The sequence below is a fragment of the Burkholderia sp. Cy-637 genome, from assembly GCF_011753175.1.
In the GTDB taxonomy this organism is placed as follows: domain Bacteria; phylum Pseudomonadota; class Gammaproteobacteria; order Burkholderiales; family Burkholderiaceae; genus Burkholderia; species Burkholderia gladioli.
The window spans coordinates 14,736-33,683 of the sequence record NZ_VWWC01000074.1 but is presented as its reverse complement, the minus strand read 5'-3'; the positions used below and the strand labels follow the sequence as shown (position 1 = coordinate 33,683).

The following is an 18,948-nucleotide window of genomic DNA, read 5'->3' as shown; positions in this document are numbered from 1 at the left end:
TGGCGGCGTCCTGCGCGAGCGCGGCCGTCGAGCGCGCCGCGTGGATCGCCCGCGAGGCGGCCGGCGCGGCGGCCGCCAGCTCGCCCTGTTCGAGCAGCGCGTCGACGGTGCCGCGCAGCCGCGCCACGCCGGCCGACAACTCGTCGCTGCGCCCCGGCGCCTCGCCGAGCCAGAACGGGATGTTGGGCGCCTGCCCGCGCGCGTCCTCGACGCGCACGCGGCCGGTCTCGACGCGCAGGATCCGGTAGGACTGGTTGCCGAGCTGGAACACGTCGCCGGCCAGGCTCTCGATCGCGAAATCCTCGTTGACGGTGCCGATCTGGGTGCCTTGCGGCTCGAGCAGCACCGAGTAGTCGGCCGTATCGGGGATCGTGCCGCCCGAGGTCACGGCGGTCAGCCGCGCGCCGCGCCGGGCGCGCACCGTGCCCGTGCTCAGGTCGCGATGCAGGTAGGCGCGACGCGGGCCGCGCCGGCTCGAGAAACCCTCGGCGAGCATCGCCATCACTTCGTCGAAACGCTCGCGCGACAGCGCCGCGTAGGGCGCCGCCTGCGTGAAGCGGCGCCACAACTCGGTCTCGTCCCATTCGGCGCAGACCACCTCGGCGACGATCTGCTGGGCCAGCACGTCGAGCGGCGCGCGCGGCACGTGCAGCCGGTCGAGTTCGCCGCGCGCCACGCAGTCGAGCAGGGCCGCGCATTCCACCAGCTCGTCGCGCGACAGCGGGAACAGGCGCCCCTTGGGCGTGCCGCCGACCTGGTGGCCCGAGCGGCCGACGCGTTGCAGGAAGGGCGCGATGCCGCGCGGCGAGCCGATCTGGCAGACCAGCTCGACCTCGCCGATATCGATGCCGAGTTCGAGCGAGGCGGTGGCCACCAGCAGCTTCAGCTCGCCGCGCTTGAGGCGCTGCTCGGCGTCGAAGCGCGCTTCCTTGGCGAGGCTGCCGTGATGCGCGGCGATCGCCTGCTGGCCGAGCCGGTCGCCCAGATGGCGCGCGAGCCGCTCGGCCATGCGCCGCGTGTTGACGAACACCAGGGTGGTGCGATGCGCGGCCGCCAGTTCGGCGATGCGGTCGTAGATGCGCTCCCAGACGTCGTTGGCCATCACCGGTTCGAGCGGGATCGGCGGCAGTTCGAGCGCGAGGTCGCGCTCGCGGACGTGGCCCACATCGACGATCGCGCAGGCGCGCGTGTCGAGGGCTTTCGGGAGCGATGGCGCGGGCGATGCGGGCGATGTCGTCGCCGTGTCGGCGGGTGCCGAGGCTGCTGCCTTGGTCCTGCGCCGCTTCGTGGCGGGCGCCTGGGGGGCTTCGGGTGGTTCCGAGGCTTTCGGCGCTTGGGGAATGGCGGGCGTGTTCCGCGCTTCGGGCGCTTCCTGCGTTCGCGCCGCGTCGGCCGCGTCGGCCGGCTCGCCGCCGGCCGAGCCGTTCGCGGCGCCGGCCTCGACGCCCACCAGGAACCGCGCCACCAGCTCGATCGGCTTCTGCGTGGCCGACAGCCCGATGCGCGGCAGCGGCCGGCCCGCCAGCGCGTCGAGCCGCTCCAGCGACAAGGCGAGATGGCTGCCGCGCTTGTTGCCGGCCAGCGCGTGGATCTCGTCGACGATGGTGGTACGCACCGTCGACAGCATGCGCCGCCCCGATTCCGAGGACAGCAGCACATACAGCGATTCGGGCGTGGTCACCAGGATGTGCGCGGCGCGTTTGCGCAGCGCGCTGCGCTCGGCCTGGGTGGTGTCGCCGGTGCGCACGGCGGTGCGGATCTCGGGCACCGGCAGGCCGAGCCGGGCGAGTTCGTGCGCGATGCCGGCCAGCGGCGCCTCGAGATTGACGCGGATGTCGTTGGACAGCGCCTTGAGCGGCGAGACATAGACCACCAGGGTCTGGTCGGGCAGGCTGCCGTCGTTGGCGAGCGCCTCGCGCACCAGTTCGTCGATCGCGCAGAGGAAGGCGGTGAGGGTCTTGCCGGAGCCGGTCGGCGCGGCCACCAGGGTCGAGCGGCCGGCCTTGATGAGCGGCCAGGCGCGTGCCTGCGCCTCGGTCGGCGCGGCGAAGCTGCGCGCGAACCAGCCGGCCACGGCCGGGTGGAAGGCATCGAGCGGGGCGGCCGGCGAGGCCGCGGGCGAGCGGGTGGCGCTATCCATCAGGCGGATCCCGGGCCGGATCGCGGCGGGCGCGGCGCCGGCGCTTTGCCGGCTCGGCGCGCCGCGGGGCGGCGAAGCGAAAACGTCAAGTTTGCCAGAGCCGCGGCCCGGTTGCCGGGGGCCGGATCGGAGCGGGGGAGAGCGAGGCGATGGCAGGCGCCGGCGAGGGCGGGCAGGGTGGTCATGGGGGTGAAGATGGGGGCCCAGCGTGGGTTCGCAAGCCTGCCGGCAATTCTCTGCGCAGCGCGGAGAAAATGCGACCGGTCCTGCCTGTATGTCTCCCCAAGGGGTTTGCTGGCCGGCGCGTCGCTCCGTCCCCTAGCCGCAGCGAGCCGCCCTACCGCCCCGGCTCGTAGAACAACGCGAACAATTCCGACTGCGAACTGACGCCGAGCTTCGCGTAGATATGCTTCTTGTGGGCGCGCACGGTCTCGAACGAGATGGTCAGGCGCTCGGCGATCGCGCGGGTGGAGAAGCCGCTCAGGCTGAGCCGCACCACCTCGACCTCGCGCGCCGTCAGCGGAGCATGGCCGCGCTGCTGGACTACGCGCTCGAAGTGCTCGGCATAACCCGCTTCGTCGGGCGCGGCCGGGGCAAGTCCGGCCGCCTCCGCCGGCCCCGCGTGCTGGCCCGCGCCGGTAAAGCTTTCGTAAGGCAGGCGCTGGCGCATCAGCGCGATCACCCAGGGCGCCACCACCGCGAACAGCGCCAGGTCGCGCTCGCCGTAATGGCGCGTGGCGCCCAGCGAGAAGATCAGCGTGTGGCGCTCGTCGATCGCGTGGTTGAACTGCACCTCGTCGCCGATGATGTTGCGCTTGAAGTAGCGCTGGTAATAATCGGTCATCCGGAAGTTGTCCGGTGCCACCGACTCGAGCGTGACCAGGCCCGAGGCGGGCCGCTCGCAGGCCGCGATATAGAAGGGATCGAGCTGGTAGAGCGCGCCCAGGTAGTCCTGGAACATCTGGTCGACGGTGCCGTCGGGCATCGGCGATTCGGCGCACACCAGCGGCGCGCGCTCGCGCGCGAACAGCATGCCGACCCAGTTGTCGAAGGGCACGAAGCGCTGCAGCACGCGGGCCAGGCGGGTCCAGAAGTCGGGGCTGTCGAGCGCGTCGATCAGCGTGGCGACGTGGTGATGGAACGCGAGATCCCGCCAGTCGAGTTCCATGTGTCCTCCGATCGTGGTACCCCAGGTGGGGAATTCCTGGACAAAAATAACGTCCCGATAATAGCGCCACGCCGCCGCGTCGAGCGGTGGCGCAATGCGAGCGCGAGTCTATCGGCCCGCAATACTGGAGGCAAGCAGATGCAAATTGAACTCGCCCAGATCCCGGTCGTCGACGGTCACGTCGCCCCGAATCTGGCCCGTGTCACCGAGGTGATCGGCGCCCGGCGCGACGGCACCGACCTGATCGTATTCCCCGAAACCACCCTGACCGGTTTCCCCACGCGCGAGAACGTGCGCGAGCTGGCCGAGCCGCTCGCGGGCGCCTCGATCGCCGCGGTGCGCGAGGCCGCGCGCGCGGCCGGCGTGGGCGTGGCGGTCGGTTTCGCCGAGCGCGACGGCGAGCGCTTCTTCAACACCACGGTGCTGGTGGACGCGCAGGGCGAGATCGCGCTGCGCTACCGCAAGACCCATCTGTGGGCCTCGGACGTCGGCGTGTTCGAGCCGGGCGACCGTTATGCCGTCTGCGAATTCAAGGGGCTGACGGTGGGCCTGCTGATCTGCTACGACATCGAGTTCCCGGAGACGGCGCGCGCGGTGGCCTCGCTCGGCGCCGACCTGCTGATCGTCACCAACGGCAACATGGACCCGTTCGGCCCGGTGCACCGCCGCGCGATCGTGGCGCGCGCGATGGAGAACCAGATGTTCGCCGCGCTGGTGAACCGCATCGGCAGCGGCGACGACGCGCTGAGCTTCCCCGGCGAATCGGCGCTGATCTCCCCGTCGGGCGACGTGCTCAGCGAGCTGCACGGCGAGGACGCGGTGCTGTGCACCAGGCTCGATCCGGCGCTCCTGGCCGCCAGCCGCGAGCATTACAGCTACCTGCACGACGCGCGCGTGCGGCTCGAGTTGCGCGAGGATCCGGCCGGCGATGCCGAGCCGCACGCGGGACGCGGCCGCGTGATCCGCGCGCGCTGAGTTGCGCTGAACCGCGCCGGTTCACGCCGGTGTTCCGGTTCGCGCCGGCCCGCTGCCGCATGAACCGGGCCGCCCCGCATCACCCTGGCGCAGCACGCCTCGTCCCGCCATCCGCGGGCCGGGGCACCCGGCCCGCGCCCGCGCGGCCGGCCGGCGCGAACCCATCGCGCCGGGGCCGCGGCACCTGTCGTTTTCGCTTTCGCCTTCGTTTTCGCTGAACCGCAGCATCCTGCCGCCGCCGTGCCATCGTGCGGTGCGGCGCCGTGCAACCTGGTGTATCGCATCCGGACGCGACGAGCGCGTCCATCGGAGACCCGACCATGACCTCATCCTCCCCGACCTCCGCCGCCGGGCACGCGCCGCGCCTGAAGCGCACGCTCGGCCTGCCGTCGGTGCTGCTGTTCGGCCTGGCCTACATGGCGCCGCTGATCGTCTACGGCACCTACGGCGTGCTGGCCGGCGCGAGCCAGGACACCGCCGCGCTGGCCTACCTGCTGGCGCTGATCGCGATCGTGTTCACCGCGCTCAGCTACGGCAAGCTGGCGCGCCTGTTCCCGGTGGCGGGCTCGGCCTATACCTACACGCGCAAGACCTTCAACGCGCATCTCGGCTTCATGATCGGCTGGGCCACGCTGCTCGACTACTTCTTCCTGCCGATGGTGATCTGGCTGATCGGCGCGGCCTACCTGGTGGCGGCCTTCCCGTCGGTGCCGGCCTGGGTCTGGATCGTCGCCTTCATCGTGCTGACCAGCGTCCTGAACATCCTCGGCATCGAGCTGGCGAACCGCTTCAACATCGTGCTGATGATCGTGCAGCTGGTGATCGTCGCGCTGTTCGTGACGCTGTGCTGCCACTACGCGATCGCGGCGGCCGGCCCCGGCGGGCTGATGGCCGCCCAGCCCTTCTTCAATGCCCATGTGCCGCTGTCGGCCACCATGGCAGGCGCGGCGATCGCGGCCTATTCCTACCTCGGCTTCGACGCGGTCTCGACGCTGACCGAGGAGACCGTCGATCCCGAGAAGACCATCCCGCGCGCCATCGTGCTGATCGCGCTGATCGGCGGCGCGATCTTCGTGATCGCCGCCTACACGCTGCAGCTCGCGCACCCGGGCGCGGTCTTCAAGGACCCGGATTCGGCCGCCTTCGAGATCGCCAGGAAGGTCGGCGGCGACATCTTCGTGTCGGTGTTCCTGGCGGGCCTGATCCTCGCGCAGTTCGCCTCCGGCATCTCGGCGCAGGCCAGCGTCGGCCGCCTGCTCTACGCGATGGGCCGCGACGAGGTGCTGCCGCGCCGCATCTTCGGCTACATCCATCCGCGCTTCCAGACCCCGGCGCTCAATATCGCCTTCGCCGGCATCATCGGCCTGATCGCGCTGAAGCTGGACGTGGCCACCTCCACCTCCTTCATCAACTTCGGCGCCTTCCTGGCCTTCACCTCGGTGAACCTGTGCGTGATGCGCCAGTTCTTCCTGATGTCGCCGCAGCAGCGCCGCTTCGGCTGGGTCGGCGGGCTGCTGTTCCCGGCGCTCGGCGCGATCGCCGATATCTGGCTGCTGGTCAGCCTGGAGAAATCGGCCCTGGTGCTGGGCGGGATCTGGTTCGTGCTGGGCCTGGTCTACCTCGGCTGGCTCACGCGGGGCTTCCGCCAGGCGCCGCCGGAAATGGCGGTGTGAACCGGCGGCCCGGCGGTTCGTGCCGAGGCGCCGGGCCGCGCCGGTTGCCGCCGTGCCGCGCGGCAACCGGCGCGGCCTTACAATCGAGGCCGCGCGCCCGCCGCGCCGCCGTCCCGCCCCGGGGCGGCCGAATTCCGCCCCGGAGGCGCAAGTGCTTGACCTGTCGACGCTCGGTACCTTCATCGTGATCATGTTCGGCCTGTTCCTGGTGCCGGGGCCGGCCGTGCTGCTGGTGCTTTCGCGCACCGCCCAGGGCGGCCGGCGCGCCGGCGTGATGACCAGCATCGGCGTGGCGATCGGCGATTTCGTCCACACCCTCGCGGCGGCGGCGGGCCTCTCGGCGCTGCTGATGACCTCCGCGCTGGCCTTCAACGCGGTCAAGTACGTGGGCGCGGCCTACCTGTTCTACCTGGGCTGGCGCGCCTGGCGCGCGCCCGCGGCCGACACGCGGCTGCCCGAGCTGGCCGGCGTCACGCCGGGGCGGGCCTGCCTGCAGGCGATCCTCACCGAGCTGCTCAATCCCAAGACGGCGCTGTTCTTCATCGCCTTCCTGCCGCAGTTCGTCCATCCCGAGCGCGGCCATGCCTTCGCGCAGTTCATCGAGCTGGGCCTGCTGTTCGCGGTGTTCGGCGCGCTCTATACCTCGTTGCTGGTGCTCGCGCTGCGGCCGCTGCGCCATGTGCTCGGCAGGCTGCCGCTGCTGCGCCGCCTGCAGGGCAAGCTGATCGGCGGCATGCTGATCGGGCTCGGGCTCAAGGTCGCCGCGCAGAGCCGCTGAGCGCGGCCGGCGCCTCGCGGGAGCCATCAGGGCAGGGTCGGATGCGTGGGGACGGTCCTATGCAATATCAGTCCCGTCCGATATCGCTCGTGGAGCGATATGTCTACCATTCGTCGGTTTTGGCGGTGCCGGCCGGCAATGCGGCCGGCGCCTCGATGCCTGTCGAAGGAGCCCAGCCCGTGATCGAGAAATTCGAGCAGTTCAAGCAGCGGATCGCCACCATCCAGCAGCAACTCGACGACGAGAAAAGAACCGCGGCCGCCGGCGTGCTGGCCGATATCCGCGAATGCGTGCGCCTGTTCGGCCTGACGCCGCGCGATATCTTCGGCGATGCGATCGCGCCGCCGCGCCGGCAGCGCGCCCCGAAGTACTGGGATCCCGTCTCGGGCCGCACCTGGAGCGGCATCGGCCGCGAGCCGGCCTGGATCAAGGGACGGGATCGCGCGGCCTTCGCGCTCGATCGAAGCGGCGGCGAACCCGACGACGAAGCCGAGGCGGTGGTGGCGCCGGCTCGGGCCGAGCCTGACGCGGCAAAGCCGGCCGCCAAGCGCCGCGCTGCCGCGCCGGCCTCGGCCAAGCGCGCAACGCGCCAACGCTGAAGCAGGGGGCGCGGGCCGGCCCGGCCTTCGCTTCACTCCGGCCGCCTTCGTGCCAGCGCCCGCGCCGCAGCCAGCCGAAGCCCGGGCGTTCACTCCCTAGCCGTTCGCCACGGTCTTCCGCTTCGCAAGCCTTCCTCCCGTCCCATCAGCGGCCCGCTCGGCCGTCCCCACCTTCGCCCCCGTCCTTTCCGCCCATTCCCGCATCGCCTCCACCATCGGATGATGCCGGCTCGCATCCCAGGCGAGCGCGGCCGTCACCACCATCACGCGCTCCTTGAGCGGGCGCACCACCACGTTGTCCGGCGCCAGCCGGCGCATCGACGCCGGCACCAGCGCGACGCCCTGGCCGCAACTGACATAGGCCACCTGCGAAGCCACCGAGCGCACCTCGTGCAGGACGCGCGGCGCGAAGCCGTGTGAACGGCACTCGGCCACCAGCCGGTCGAAATACACCGGGCTGACCTGCCGCGCCGACATCACCAGCGCCTCGTCGGCCAGCGAGCGCAGCCGCACGCGCGAGAGCGCGGCGAGCGGATGCGTCTTCGGCAGCGCCACGGCGAGCCGGTCCTCGGCCAGCGGCAAGGTGGCGATGCGCGAGGCGCCGAGCTCGCCCTCGAGCCGCACGAAGGCGAGGTCGAGCTCGCCGGATTCGAGCGCCGGCACCGCCTCGGCGCTGTCGATCTCGCGCACGAACACGCTCACCTGCGGGTGCGAGCGCTTGAGCGCGGCCAGCGCGGCGGGCACCGTGTCGAGCATGGCCGAGGTGATCGCCCCCACCTGCAGGACGCCCGATTGCCCGGCCGCCACCTCGCGCACCACGCGCTCGAGCCGTTCGACCTGGTCAGCGAACTGCCTCACGGCCGGCAGGATCGCCGCGCCGGCGGGGCTCAGCTGCGTGCCGCGCCGCGAGCGTTCGAACAACTGCAGCTTCAGCGACTGCTCCAGCACCTTGATCTGCTCGGTCAGCGGCGGCTGGGACATGTTCAGGCGCGCCGCGGCCCGGCCGAAATGCTTCTCCTCGGCCACGGCGAGAAACATCCAGAGCTGGCGGATCAGGCGGAAATCGAGGCTCGGGTTCATCGGGCGGTTCCTGGCGGTGACGAAAAGGGAAGAAGGGGCGCGAAGGCTTCGCCGATTATCGCGCCGGGGCAGGGCAGGCGAGCCGCCCGCGCTGATCCGGAAATCGTATCAGGCAGATACGAAACCGCGATTGGTCATATCAACGGCGATCCGCGAGGATGTGGTCACTTTCCAGGGAACCGCCGCCATGTCCGCCGCCAGCCTGCTCGACCGTCTTGCCTCGCTCGACACCAATACCGTTTCCGACGCGCTCGATTTCCTCGGCCTGCCGGGCGCCACCTACGGCCTGCGCCCGTTGTGGGACTGCCCGAAGATCGTCGGCCGCGCCAGCACGGTGCAGCTCGGCCCGAAGACCGACGCGGCGCCGGGCCTGCACCTGATCACGCCGGTGGTCGAGGCGATCGACAGCGACGAGCGCATCCTGGTGATCGCGGGCGGCCTGGAGGGCATTTCCTGCTGGGGCGACATCCTCGCCAATGCCGCCAGCATGAAGCGCGTGCGCGGTTCGATCATCGACGGCGCGAGCCGCGACATCGAGGGCAGCGAGGCGATCGGCTATCCCGTCTACGGCCGCGGCGTGACCATGATCAGCGCGCGCAACCGCGTGGTGCAGCTCGACGCGGGCAAGCCGGTGAAGATGGCCGGCGTCACCGTCGAGCAGGACGACTACGTGATCGCCGACCGCTGCGGCAGCGTGTTCGTGCCGGCCGCGCACATCGAGGCGGTGCTGTCGCTGGGCGAGCGCATCGTGCGGCGCCAGGACGGCATGGTCGCCGCGGTGCGAGCCGGCCGCTCGGTGGCCGAGGTGATGCACGACCAGCAATTCGAGGCGATCCGCGCGTCCTGAGCCGCCTTTTCATTCGAGGAGAGATCGATGACGAATCCGCAACGCGCCAGGGGCGCCTGCCCCGAGGATCGCGAACTGGTGGCCTGCTTCGCCGGGCTCGACACGCCCGGCGTGTCCGACGCGCTGGACAAGCTCGGCATCCACGGTCAGGCGCTGGGCATCGCGCCGCTGGCCGACTACGCGCAGGCCGTGGTGGGCCCGGCCTTCACCGTCAAGTACGTGCCGGCGACGCAGCCGGCCGGGACCGTCGGCGATTTCATCGACGAGGTGGCCGAGGGCGACATCGTGGTGATCGACAACGACGGCCGCCTCGACTGCACCGTCTGGGGGGACATCATGACCCAGTACGCGGGCCTGCGCGGCATCGCGGCCACGGTGATCGACGGCGTGTGCCGCGACGTCAACCGCGCGCTGGCCGACGGCTACCCGCTGTTCACGGCGGGCCGCTTCATGCGCACCGGCAAGGATCGCGTGCAGGTCGAGTCGGTCAACGCGACGGTGGCGATCGGCAGCGTGCGCGTCGCCTCGCGCGACATCGTGGTGGCCGACGCCAACGGCGTGGTGATCGTGCCGCGCCAGCGGGCCCGCGAAGTGGCGCAGACGGCGCGCGGCATCGAACACGTCGAGGCGGCGATCCGCGCGCGCATCGCCGCCGGCGCGAGCCTGCGCGAAGCGCGCGAGGCGCTGGCTTATCACACCCTGCAACGGACTACCCGATGACGATTCCCTCCTATCAAGACGCGCAGCTCGAACAGGCGCGCCGGCTCGGTACCTCCACCCTGCACGAGGCCTCGGGCCTCGCGGACAGCTCGGTCGATCCGGCGATCCGCACCATCTGGGCCGGCGCCTCGCTGGCCGGCGCCGCCTACCCGGTGGCTTGCGCGCCCGGCGACAACCTCGCGATCCACGTGGCGATGGAGCAGGCGCCGCGCGGCAGCGTGCTGGTGGTGTCGGCCGGCGGTTTCGTGGCCGGCTACTGGGGCGAGGTGCTGGCGGCGGCGGCCGAGGCGGCTGGCGTGGCGGGGCTGGTGATCGACGGCGGCGTGCGCGATATCGCGGCGCTGCGCGCGCGCCGCTTCCCGGCCTTCGCGCGCGGCATCTCGGTGCGCGGCACGCTGAAGGCCAGCGTGCCCTCGGTGGGCCGGCCGATCAGCCTGGCGGGCACGCCGGTGGCCGCCGGCGACCTGGTGGTGGCCGACGACGACGGCGTGGTGGTGATCCCGGCCGAGCGCGCGCAGGCGGTGCTCGCCGAAGGGCAGGCGAGGGCCGACAAGGAGGCGCGCATGATGGCCGCGCTGGCGCGAGGCGAAACCACCCTGGACCTGCTAGGCCTGTCGCAATGGAGGGCCGCGCGATGAAGCCGGAACCGATGCGCCACGACCGCCTCAATCGTCATCTCGCCCAGGCCCGGCCTTCCGCGACCTATCGCGTGATGGACCGCGTCGCGGCACGGCGCGCCAGCGGCGCGTCGATCGTCTCGCTCTGCGCCGGCGAGCCCGATTTCGATACGCCGGCCCATGTGCGCGAGGCGGCGATCGAGGCGATCCGCGCCGGCCACACGCGCTACACGCAGGTGGCGGGCCTGCGCGCGCTGCGCGAGGCGATCGCCGCGAAGTTCGCGCGCGAGAACGGGCTCGACACGCACTGGCGCCAGACCCTGGTCGGCAACGGCGGCAAGCAGGTGATCCACAACGCGCTGGCCGCCACGCTGAACGAAGGCGACGAGGTGATCGTGCCCGCGCCCTACTGGGTCAGCTATCCGGAGATGGTGCAGCTGTGCGGCGGCCGGCCGGTGATCGTGCCTTGCGGGGCCGAACAGGGCTACAAGCTGACGCCGGCCGCGCTGCATGCCGCCATCACGCCGCGCACGCGCTGGCTGATCCTGAATTCGCCGTCGAACCCGACCGGCGCCGTCTATCGGCGCGAGGAACTGGAGGCGCTGGCCGACGTGCTGCTCGCGCATCCGCAGGTGCTGGTGCTGTCCGACGACATCTACGAGCACCTGATCTTCGACGGTGTCGAATTCGCGACGCTGGCCGCGCTCGCGCCGCGCCTGCGCGAGCGCGTGCTGACCATGAACGGCGTGTCCAAGGCCTATGCGATGACGGGCTGGCGGATCGGCTTCTGCACCGGGCCGGCCTGGCTGATCGAGGCGATGGAGACGCTGCAGGGGCAGCAGACCTCGGGTGCCTGCTCGATCTCGCAGCACGCGGCGCTGGCGGCGCTCAGTGGCCCGCAGGACTTCATCGCGCAAACGCGCGGCGTGTTCCAGCGGCGGCGCGATCTGGTGGTGGCGCGGCTCGACGCGGCGCCGGGGCTCGCCTGCGCGCGGCCGCAAGGGGCGTTCTACGCCTTCGCGTCCTGCGCCGGGCTGATCGGCAGGACCACGCCGCGCGGCACGCGGCTCGACAGCGACGAGGCGGTGGTCGACGCGCTGCTCGACGAAGCGGGCATCGCGACCGTGCACGGCAGCGCCTTCGGCCTGGGGCCGGCGATCCGGATCGCCTACGCGCTCGACGACGCCTCGCTCGCGCGGGCCTGCGAGGCGATCGCCGGATTCTGCGCTTCGTTGTCGGACTGAGCCGCCACATCCAGGCAGGCATGCAAGGAGGAGATTCGATGCAGCAGACATTCCAATCGTCGCGATGGGCCTTCGAGATCGACGGCACCGCGCTCGAGATCGCCGCGCTCCATCGCGACGGGCAACGGGAGCCGATCCTGTTCCTGCACGGCTTCGGCTCGACCAAGGAGGACTACGCGGATCTCGTGCTGGATCGCGCCTTCGATGGGCAGCCGTTCCTCGCCTACGACGCGCCGGGTTGCGGCGAGACCTTCTGCGCCGACCTGGGCAAGCCCACGATCCCGTTCCTGGTCGAGACGGCGCTGGCGATGCTCGATCGCGCCGGGTTCGCGCGCTTCCACCTGGTCGGGCATTCGATGGGCGGCCTGACCGCGCTGATGCTGGCCGATCGCTGCCCCGGGCGCGTGATCAGCTTCGTCGACATCGAGGGCAATATCGCACCGGAGGATTGCTTCCTGAGCCGGCAGATCGTCGAGCATCCGCGTGCCGACGCGCGGCAATTCTTCGACGATTTCATCGAGCGTGCGCGCCATGCGCCGGCCTACGCCAGCGCGCTCTATGCGGCCAGCCTGCGCCACAAGGTGCGGGCCGAGGCGGTGCCGGGCATCTTCCGCTCGATGGTCGAGCTGTCGGATCATGGCGGGCTGATGGCGCGCTTCCTGGGCCTGCCATGCCCGACCATGTTCATGTACGGCGAGCAGAACGCCTCGCTGTCCTACCTGGGCGCGATCGAGGCACGCGGCGTGACGCTGGCCGAGATTCCGCGCTGCGGCCATTTCCCGATGTATTCGAATCCGGCCGCGATGTGGCAGCGGATCGCCGCGTTCCAGCGGCAGGCGGTGGCAGGGGAGCAGTGAGGTAGGGTGGCGCTTGCAGGCCGACATGATCGATGCGAATCGGCCATGTCGGGCTTGTCGTTGCGGCGCTGGCCCTCGCGCGATGCGAGGCCGGCATCGGCAATGTCCGGCACGGCGCTTGCCGCCGGCAACCTCGCCGTCGCCGAGCCCCTCGGCCTCAGGCCATCCTCAACCAATGCAGCCAGTGCTCGAGCAGCGCATCGCGCTGCCAGGCCGCCTGCGCGACCCACAGCGCGCCGATCCAGGCCGCCGCGACGACGATCAGGTCGCAGCGCCCGCTCTTCCACCAGTTCAGCGAATGCCGCTGCAGGATCCACGGCACGCCGAGCGGATTCGGCCAATCCGCCAGCAGGTGCATGAGCCCGCCGCAGGCGAAGCCGAACAGCGGCGGCGCCCAGGGATGCAGCGCGCTCAGCGAGCGATCGGCGAACCACAGCAGGGCGATCCATCCCAGGCCCCAGTGCGTGGCGGTGCGATGCTTGATCCACAGCCGCCGCTTGCGCGACCACCATGCCACCTCCAGCCAATCGGGCGCCGTGCCGCCGGCCACGCCCGCCGCGAACGCGGCCAGGCTGCCGACGTGCCAGGGCCCGGCGGCGCCCGCCTGCCAGACGAGCGCGGCGGCGATCAGGCCGGCGGCCCAGCCGGTGGCGTGATGGGCATTGTGTGAGGCCATGCGGGAGGCGATCGCGAGGTTGCGCTGCAAAAATTCTGGGGCGCCATCATCTCAGATCGACACGCGATATGGAGCATCTGCGACGGAATATTTCTCTGCGCGCAGCAATTGCATCTAACGGCTCGGAACCCGCGCGGGGCCTGGTTCGAGCATCGAAAGTTGCATTGCACCATCGGCCGGCGGCGCATTTTTTTCGCGTGTCGGAACATGCTATAAGCGGCGGGACGGCCTTACTTTTCAGCCCGCCAGGGCAACCTCGTGAGGGATGCGCAATGATCGTTTCGTTCCATCGTGTCAGGATTTCCGTACTCGCGGCCTGTGTCGGCGTCGCGGTTGCCGGCTTCGTTCCCAATGCGCCGGCGCTCGCCAAGTCTTCGTTGCACGCGCAACTAACTGGCTCGGCGGTGGCGGTCGCCGACAAGTACAGCGCCGATGCGGCCGAGAAGATCTTCAAGCAGGGCGGCAATGCGGTGGACGCGGCGGTGGCGATCGCGTTCACGCTGGCCGTGACCTATCCGGAAGCCGGCAACATCGGCGGCGGCGGCTTCATGACGCTCTATGTCGACGGCAAGCCCTACTTCCTGGACTATCGCGAGCGCGCGCCGCTGGCCGCCACCAAGGACATGTACCTGGACCGCGATGGCAACGTGATCAAGGGCATGAGCCTCTACGGGCCGCGCGCGGTGGGCGTGCCCGGCACGGTGGCCGGCATGTGGGAGGCGCAGAAGCGTTTCGGCAAGCTGAAGTGGCAGCAGGTGCTGGCGCCGGCCATCCACTACGCGAAGGACGGCTTCGTGGTGGACGAGCAACTGGCCCAGCGCGGCGTCGACGCGTCCAAGGAGTTCGACGGCAAGACCAACTTCGACAAGTTCTTCGCCGGCATGAAGGCCGGCACCAACTTCAAGCAGCCCGACCTGGCCGCGGTGCTGCAGCGGATCGCCTCGCAGGGCGCCAAGGGTTTCTATGAAGGGCCGACCGCCGAGAAGATCGCCGCGGCGATGCAGCCCGGCAACGGCCTGATCACCACCGAGGACCTGGCGCAGTACAAGGCCGTCTGGCGGCAGCCGGTGGAGGCCAGCTGGAACGGCTATCGCGTGATCACGGCGCCGCCGCCGAGCTCGGGCGGGGTGGGCCTGGTGCAGTTGCTGAAGATGAAGGAGGATCGCGCGGCCGACTTCAAGGGCGTGCCGCTGAACTCGGCGCAGTACGTGCACCTGGTGGCCGAGATCGAGAAGCGCGTGTTCGCCGATCGCGCCCAGTACCTCGGCGATCCGGATTTCTACAAGGTGCCGGTCGCGCAACTGACCGACGACGCCTATCTCGCCAAGCGCGCGGCCGAGGTCAACCCCGACACGCCGTCCGACACCAAGAGCGTGCAGCCTGGGCTCGGCACCTCGATGCCGGAGAAGGCGGAAACCACGCACTTCTCGGTGATCGACAAGTGGGGCAACGCGGTGTCGAACACCTACACCATCAACGGCTATTTCGGCTCGGGCGTGGTGGCCGAGGGCACCGGCATCGTGCTCAACGACGAGATGGACGACTTCTCGGCCAAGCCCGGCGTGGCCAACATGTTCGGCGTGGTCGGCAGCGACGCGAACGCGATCGAGCCGAAGAAGCGGCCGCTGTCGTCGATGTCGCCGACCATCCTCACCAAGGACGGCAAGGTCTCGCTGGTGATCGGCACGCCGGGCGGCTCGCGCATCTTCACCTCGATCTTCCAGGTGATCACCAACGTCTACGACTTCGGCATGCCGCTCAAGGAGGCGGTCGGCGCGTTCCGCTTCCATCACCAGCTGCTGCCGCCGAACACGATCTTCTGGGAGCCGTATCACCCGATCACCGGCGAGCTGGCCCAGCAGATCGAGGCCAAGGGCTACACGCTGAAGGGGCAGGATTTCAGCGGCGACATCCAGGTGATCCGGGTCGACGGCAAGTCGCCCGAGGCAGCGGCCGATCCGCGCGGGCGCGGCGTCACGCGCGTGATCCGCTAAGGTCGCGCAAGCCCGCGAAGGCCCGCGCAAGCGCCAAGCCGCCCGGCGCGTCGGGCGGGGTGCCGGGCGGGGTGGCGGCGGGCCGATCCCGCCGCCCCGTTCGCGTTGGCGGTGCTCAGTGCAGCGGGCTGGCGGCCGGCGCCGTCAGCCATTCGGCGCGCAGCCGCTCCAGCGTGCCGTGCACGCGCCGCAGCTCGGCCACCAGTTGCGGCGAGGCCGGCGTGATCGGCATGCGCACCTCGGCCGTCATGTCGTGCGAGAAGGCCAGCATGGCCTTGATCGCGGCCGGGTTCGGCGCCGAGAACAGCAGGCGGATCGCCGGCTGCATCGCGTCGAACAGCGTCTGCGCCTCGGTCACGCGGCCGACCTCGTACAGGCGCTGCACTTCCACGAACAGGTCCGCGCCGACATGCGCGCTGGCCAGCACGCCGCCCGAGCCGCCCGCGGCCAGGCAGTCGAGAAACGCGACGTCGGTGCCGCACAGCACTTCCAGCGGCAGGCTGTCGAGCGCATCGAAATGCGCGGGCACGCATTCCTTGATCCCGACGATGTTCAGGTGACGCGTGAGCTGGCGCACCGTCGACGGCTCGATCGTCACGCCGGTGCGATGCGGCACGTCGTAAAGCATCACCGGCCGTCGCGTATGCAGCGCGACCTGGCCGAAGTGCCAGAGCACGCCGGCCTGGTTCGGGCACAGATAGGCCGGCGGGGAGACCAGGTAGCCGGCCACCTCCCATTGTTCGAGACGATCGATCTCCGCGAGGAAGGCGCGCGTGTCGAAGCCGCCCACGCCGACGAACACCGGCAGCCGGCCGGCCGCCACTTCGAGGATCGCCTGCAGCGCCGCGGCGCGCTCGACCTCGCTCAGCAGCGCCGCCTCGGCCGTGGTGCCGAGCGCGACGAAGCCGGCGATGCCGCTGTCGAGATAGGAGGCGGCCAGCGCGCGCAGCGCGTCGAGATCGACGCGACCGGCGCGCAGCGGCGTGACCAGCGGGACCCAGATGCCTTTGAGCATGTCAGTGCTCCCGGCGGATCGACGAAGCGGCGGGCGCGGCCAGCAGCGAGCGCGTGATGGTGCCAATGGTCGCTTCGTCGAGGGTCGCCATCAGCAGGTCGAGCAGCGCGCGCATGTCGTCGGGCGCGGTGACCAGGCTCAGGTGGATCGCGCGGCGCGTGGGCCGGGCCTCGACCAGGTGGCTGGCCAGCGGCGAGCGCAGCAGGGTGGCGAGCTGCGCGTCGCGGTCGTGCCGCGTGAGGGCGATCCGCACCACGGCCTGGGCCGGCCGGGGCACGCGGATCGAGGGGGAAGGGGAGCGTTGCAGCGAGGGCGAGACAGCCTGGATATGGCGCATGCGATGGTCGTTGACCCGGAACGGGTAGGAAGGACGACATCAGCGTAGCGGGCCGCGCGTAAATCCCGCGTAAAAAGTGCGGGCGGATCCGTAAACCGCGAGCCGCGCGCCGCGCGTGGTTCAGGACTGCCAGCCGTTCGCCACGCACTGCTCGACCACCTCGACGAACACGCGCTTGAGGACGCTGCCGTCGTCGAGCCAGATCAGGCCGAGCGGGGCGCGATAGCTGGGCAGCGCGAGCGGCAGCGCCACCACGTTGTGCGGCACGGCGGCGGCCGCTTCGGCCGGGATCAGGCCGATGCCGAGGCCGGCTGCCACCAGCGCCAGCATGGTGGTGTATTCGCCGAGCTCGCGCGCGATGTCGAGCGTGACCTGCTGCGCGCCGAGCGCGACCAGCAGCGCGTCGAAGAAGCCGGGCGCGTAGCGGCGCGCCAGCACGAAGGCGGGCTGGCCGCGCAGCGCGGCCGGCTCGATGCGGCGCCGGCGCGCGAACGGATGCGAGGCCGGCACCGCCACCACGAAGGATTCCTCCATCACCACCCGCGAGCTCAGCCCGCTGGCCGCGATCGGCAGGCGCGCCAGGCCGAAGTCTAGCGTGCCGCCGTGCAGCGCCGCGATCTGGTCGGGGGTGGGCATGTCCTTCAGCTCCAGCGCGATGCGCGGGTAGCGCGCGTGCATGGTGCGGATCAGCGTCGGCAGCAGTTGCGGCAGCACCGAGGAGACGAAACCGAGCCGCAGCGTGCCGATCTCGCCCTGCGCCGAGAGCCGCGCCACCTGCGCGGCGCGCGCGGCCTGCTCGAGCGTGGCGCGCGCCTCGGGCAGGAACAGGCGGCCCGCCTCGGTCAGCGCGACCTTGTGGCGGTCGCGGTCGAACAGGCGCACGCCGAGGCCGGTCTCGAGCGTCTTGATCTGCATGCTCAGGGCCGGCTGCACGATGCACAGCCGCTCGGCGGCGCGGCCGAAATGCAGTTCGTCGGCGAGCGCGACGAAGGCACCGAGGTGTTTCAGTTCCATGGCGGACGGCTCCCGTGCGGCGCATCGGCCGCTGTCATCAGCGTGGATGATAACAATGGACGCGCAGCGGCGAAGCGTGGATCAGGCGGGAATCGCAGAAGACGCGGTCATGCCTCGAGGAACGGCCCGGGCAGCGGCGGGCTGGTCATCGGCCGGCATGATCACGATGGCGCGCCGTCGCGCCGCCGGCTTCAGCGCCTCGCGCGCTCGTCGCTGGCGAAGATCTCCACCAGGAAGTCGATCAGCACGCGCACGCGCATCGGCACGCGCCGGCCGGCGGCATGCACGAGGTGGATCGGCAGGGGTTCCGGTTGCAGCCTGGGCAGCAGCACCTGCACGCGGCCGGCGCGGATCTCGTCCTCCAGCAGCCACAGCGGCGCCTGCGAGATGCCGAGCCCGTTCACCACGGCCGCGCGCACGTGTTCCGCGTCGCCGGTCAGCAGCGAGCCGCGCGGCCGGTAGGACAACGCCTCGCGCCCGACCCGCAAGGCCCAGGGATAAGGCTCGCGCTCGCGCGAGAACACGATGCAGCGATGCGCGTCGAGATCGTCGAGGCGCGCGGGCGTGCCGTGCGCGGCGAGGTAGTCGCGGCTGGCGGCGAGCACCAGCGCGGTCTCGCCGAGCCGGCGGGCGATCAGCGAGGAATCCACCAGCTTGCCGTGGCGGATCGCCAGGTCGATGCCCTGGCCGACCAGGTCCACGTTGCGCTCCGATACCGACAGCTCGACCGAAACCTCCGGATGGCGCGCGAAGAACTCGGGCAGGCGCGGCGTGATCCAGAGCCGGCCGTGGCCCGGCGCGGTATTGAGCCGGACCAGCCCGCGCGGCGACTGCTGGCGCTCGCCGACCGAGGATTCCACCGCATCGAAATCCTCCACCAGTTGCCGCGCCGATTCGTAGAAGGCCTGGCCGGCATCGGTGACGGCGATGCGGCGCGAGGTGCGCAGCAGCAACTGCGCGCCCAGGTGGCGTTCGAGCGCCGCGATCTGCTTGCTGACGGCCGGCTGGCCGATGCCTTCCTCGCGCCCGACGGCGGAGAAACTGCCGCGTTCGACGAGGCGGACGAACAGGCGTATCGCATCGAGACGGTCCATGGGGGCGGTGATCCATTCCAGAGTGGAATCGATGATATGTCGCCAGGCGACGTTTTCGCAATCGATGAAAAGGCCCAGGCTACGGGTTCGTCGTGCCGGCCAAGGCACGCGTCACCCACC

18 protein-coding genes are annotated in these 18,948 nt (G+C 70.9%); 10 read left to right on the top strand and 8 right to left on the bottom strand.

Annotation, left to right across the window (positions count from 1 at the left end; translation table 11 throughout):
• Together F3J10_RS19675 and F3J10_RS19670 are read right to left on the bottom strand one after the other, a co-directional pair.
• On the bottom strand, positions 1–2,140 hold a 2,140-nt coding region (locus F3J10_RS19675), incomplete at its 3' end, for a DEAD/DEAH box helicase (protein WP_167242811.1).
• Between the two features lie 337 nt (positions 2,141–2,477).
• Positions 2,478–3,308 (bottom strand): helix-turn-helix transcriptional regulator, encoded by an 831-nt coding sequence (locus tag F3J10_RS19670; protein WP_166912929.1) that lies wholly within the window; start codon positions 3,306–3,308, stop codon positions 2,478–2,480.
• A gap of 138 nt (positions 3,309–3,446) precedes the next feature.
• Between F3J10_RS19670 and F3J10_RS19665 the strand changes: the two genes are divergently transcribed.
• The 4 genes from F3J10_RS19665 to F3J10_RS19650 all read left to right on the top strand — a co-directional run bounded on the left by F3J10_RS19665 (position 3,447) and on the right by F3J10_RS19650 (position 7,333).
• Positions 3,447–4,283: a carbon-nitrogen hydrolase family protein gene (locus F3J10_RS19665; RefSeq protein WP_025101627.1), complete on the top strand. Its 837-nt coding sequence runs from the start codon at positions 3,447–3,449 to the stop codon at positions 4,281–4,283.
• A gap of 320 nt (positions 4,284–4,603) precedes the next feature.
• Positions 4,604–5,956 carry an APC family permease gene (locus F3J10_RS19660; protein WP_166912930.1) on the top strand — a complete coding sequence of 451 codons (1,353 nt, stop codon included), beginning with the start codon at positions 4,604–4,606 and terminating at the stop codon, positions 5,954–5,956.
• A gap of 151 nt (positions 5,957–6,107) precedes the next feature.
• Positions 6,108–6,734 carry a LysE family translocator gene (locus tag F3J10_RS19655; RefSeq protein ID WP_025101629.1) on the top strand — a complete coding sequence of 209 codons (627 nt, stop codon included), beginning with the start codon at positions 6,108–6,110 and terminating at the stop codon, positions 6,732–6,734.
• 179 nt (positions 6,735–6,913) lie between these two features.
• A complete protein-coding gene (locus F3J10_RS19650; protein WP_025101630.1) occupies positions 6,914–7,333 on the top strand; it encodes an H-NS histone family protein in 420 nt (139 codons plus the stop codon).
• Positions 7,334–7,429: 96 nt separating this feature from the next.
• Here the strand turns inward: F3J10_RS19650 and F3J10_RS19645 are convergent, their stop codons facing one another.
• On the bottom strand, positions 7,430–8,413 hold the full coding sequence (locus F3J10_RS19645; RefSeq protein ID WP_025101631.1) for a LysR substrate-binding domain-containing protein: 984 nt from the start codon (positions 8,411–8,413) through the stop codon (positions 7,430–7,432).
• A 187-nt stretch (positions 8,414–8,600) separates the two neighbouring features.
• On the opposite strand from F3J10_RS19645, the gene F3J10_RS19640 reads away from it, so the two are divergent.
• From F3J10_RS19640 to F3J10_RS19620, 5 genes are read left to right on the top strand one after another with little or no spacing between them, the layout of a single operon-like run.
• Positions 8,601–9,260 carry a diguanylate cyclase gene (locus F3J10_RS19640; RefSeq protein WP_025101632.1) on the top strand — a complete coding sequence of 220 codons (660 nt, stop codon included), beginning with the start codon at positions 8,601–8,603 and terminating at the stop codon, positions 9,258–9,260.
• 27 nt (positions 9,261–9,287) lie between these two features.
• Entirely contained in the window at positions 9,288–9,980 is a 693-nt protein-coding gene (locus tag F3J10_RS19635; RefSeq protein WP_167234365.1) for an RraA family protein, read from the top strand.
• Positions 9,977–10,618, top strand: coding sequence for a 4-carboxy-4-hydroxy-2-oxoadipate aldolase/oxaloacetate decarboxylase (locus F3J10_RS19630; RefSeq protein WP_167242810.1), 642 nt, complete (start codon positions 9,977–9,979; stop codon positions 10,616–10,618). The genes F3J10_RS19635 and F3J10_RS19630 overlap by 4 nt, the downstream gene beginning before the upstream one ends.
• Positions 10,615–11,841 (top strand): pyridoxal phosphate-dependent aminotransferase, encoded by a 1,227-nt coding sequence (locus F3J10_RS19625; RefSeq protein ID WP_240154663.1) that lies wholly within the window; start codon positions 10,615–10,617, stop codon positions 11,839–11,841. The genes F3J10_RS19630 and F3J10_RS19625 overlap by 4 nt, the downstream gene beginning before the upstream one ends.
• A 38-nt stretch (positions 11,842–11,879) precedes the next feature.
• Positions 11,880–12,698, top strand: a complete 819-nt coding sequence (locus F3J10_RS19620; protein ID WP_167242809.1) for an alpha/beta hydrolase — start codon at positions 11,880–11,882, stop codon at positions 12,696–12,698.
• A 157-nt stretch (positions 12,699–12,855) separates the two neighbouring features.
• Here F3J10_RS19620 and F3J10_RS19615 read toward each other — a convergent pair whose 3' ends face one another.
• On the bottom strand, positions 12,856–13,374 hold the full coding sequence (locus F3J10_RS19615) for a metal-dependent hydrolase (protein ID WP_025101637.1): 519 nt from the start codon (positions 13,372–13,374) through the stop codon (positions 12,856–12,858).
• A gap of 272 nt (positions 13,375–13,646) precedes the next feature.
• Here F3J10_RS19615 and ggt point away from each other — a divergent pair, with 272 nt between their 5' ends.
• Complete coding sequence (gene ggt, locus F3J10_RS19610; protein WP_105826932.1) at positions 13,647–15,368, top strand: gamma-glutamyltransferase; 1,722 nt, start codon at positions 13,647–13,649, stop codon at positions 15,366–15,368.
• Between the two features lie 115 nt (positions 15,369–15,483).
• Here ggt and F3J10_RS19605 read toward each other — a convergent pair whose 3' ends face one another.
• From F3J10_RS19605 to F3J10_RS19590, 4 genes are all read right to left on the bottom strand, one after another.
• Positions 15,484–16,383: a 4-hydroxy-tetrahydrodipicolinate synthase gene (locus F3J10_RS19605; RefSeq protein ID WP_167242808.1), complete on the bottom strand. Its 900-nt coding sequence runs from the start codon at positions 16,381–16,383 to the stop codon at positions 15,484–15,486.
• Between the two features lies 1 nt (position 16,384).
• On the bottom strand, positions 16,385–16,720 hold the full coding sequence (locus F3J10_RS19600; RefSeq protein ID WP_126240723.1) for a hypothetical protein: 336 nt from the start codon (positions 16,718–16,720) through the stop codon (positions 16,385–16,387).
• A 120-nt stretch (positions 16,721–16,840) separates the two neighbouring features.
• Positions 16,841–17,734, bottom strand: coding sequence for a LysR family transcriptional regulator (locus F3J10_RS19595; protein WP_167242807.1), 894 nt, complete (start codon positions 17,732–17,734; stop codon positions 16,841–16,843).
• Positions 17,735–17,925: 191 nt separating this feature from the next.
• Positions 17,926–18,828, bottom strand: a complete 903-nt coding sequence (locus F3J10_RS19590) for a LysR family transcriptional regulator (protein WP_025102134.1) — start codon at positions 18,826–18,828, stop codon at positions 17,926–17,928.
• Positions 18,829–18,948 lie beyond the last annotated feature (120 nt).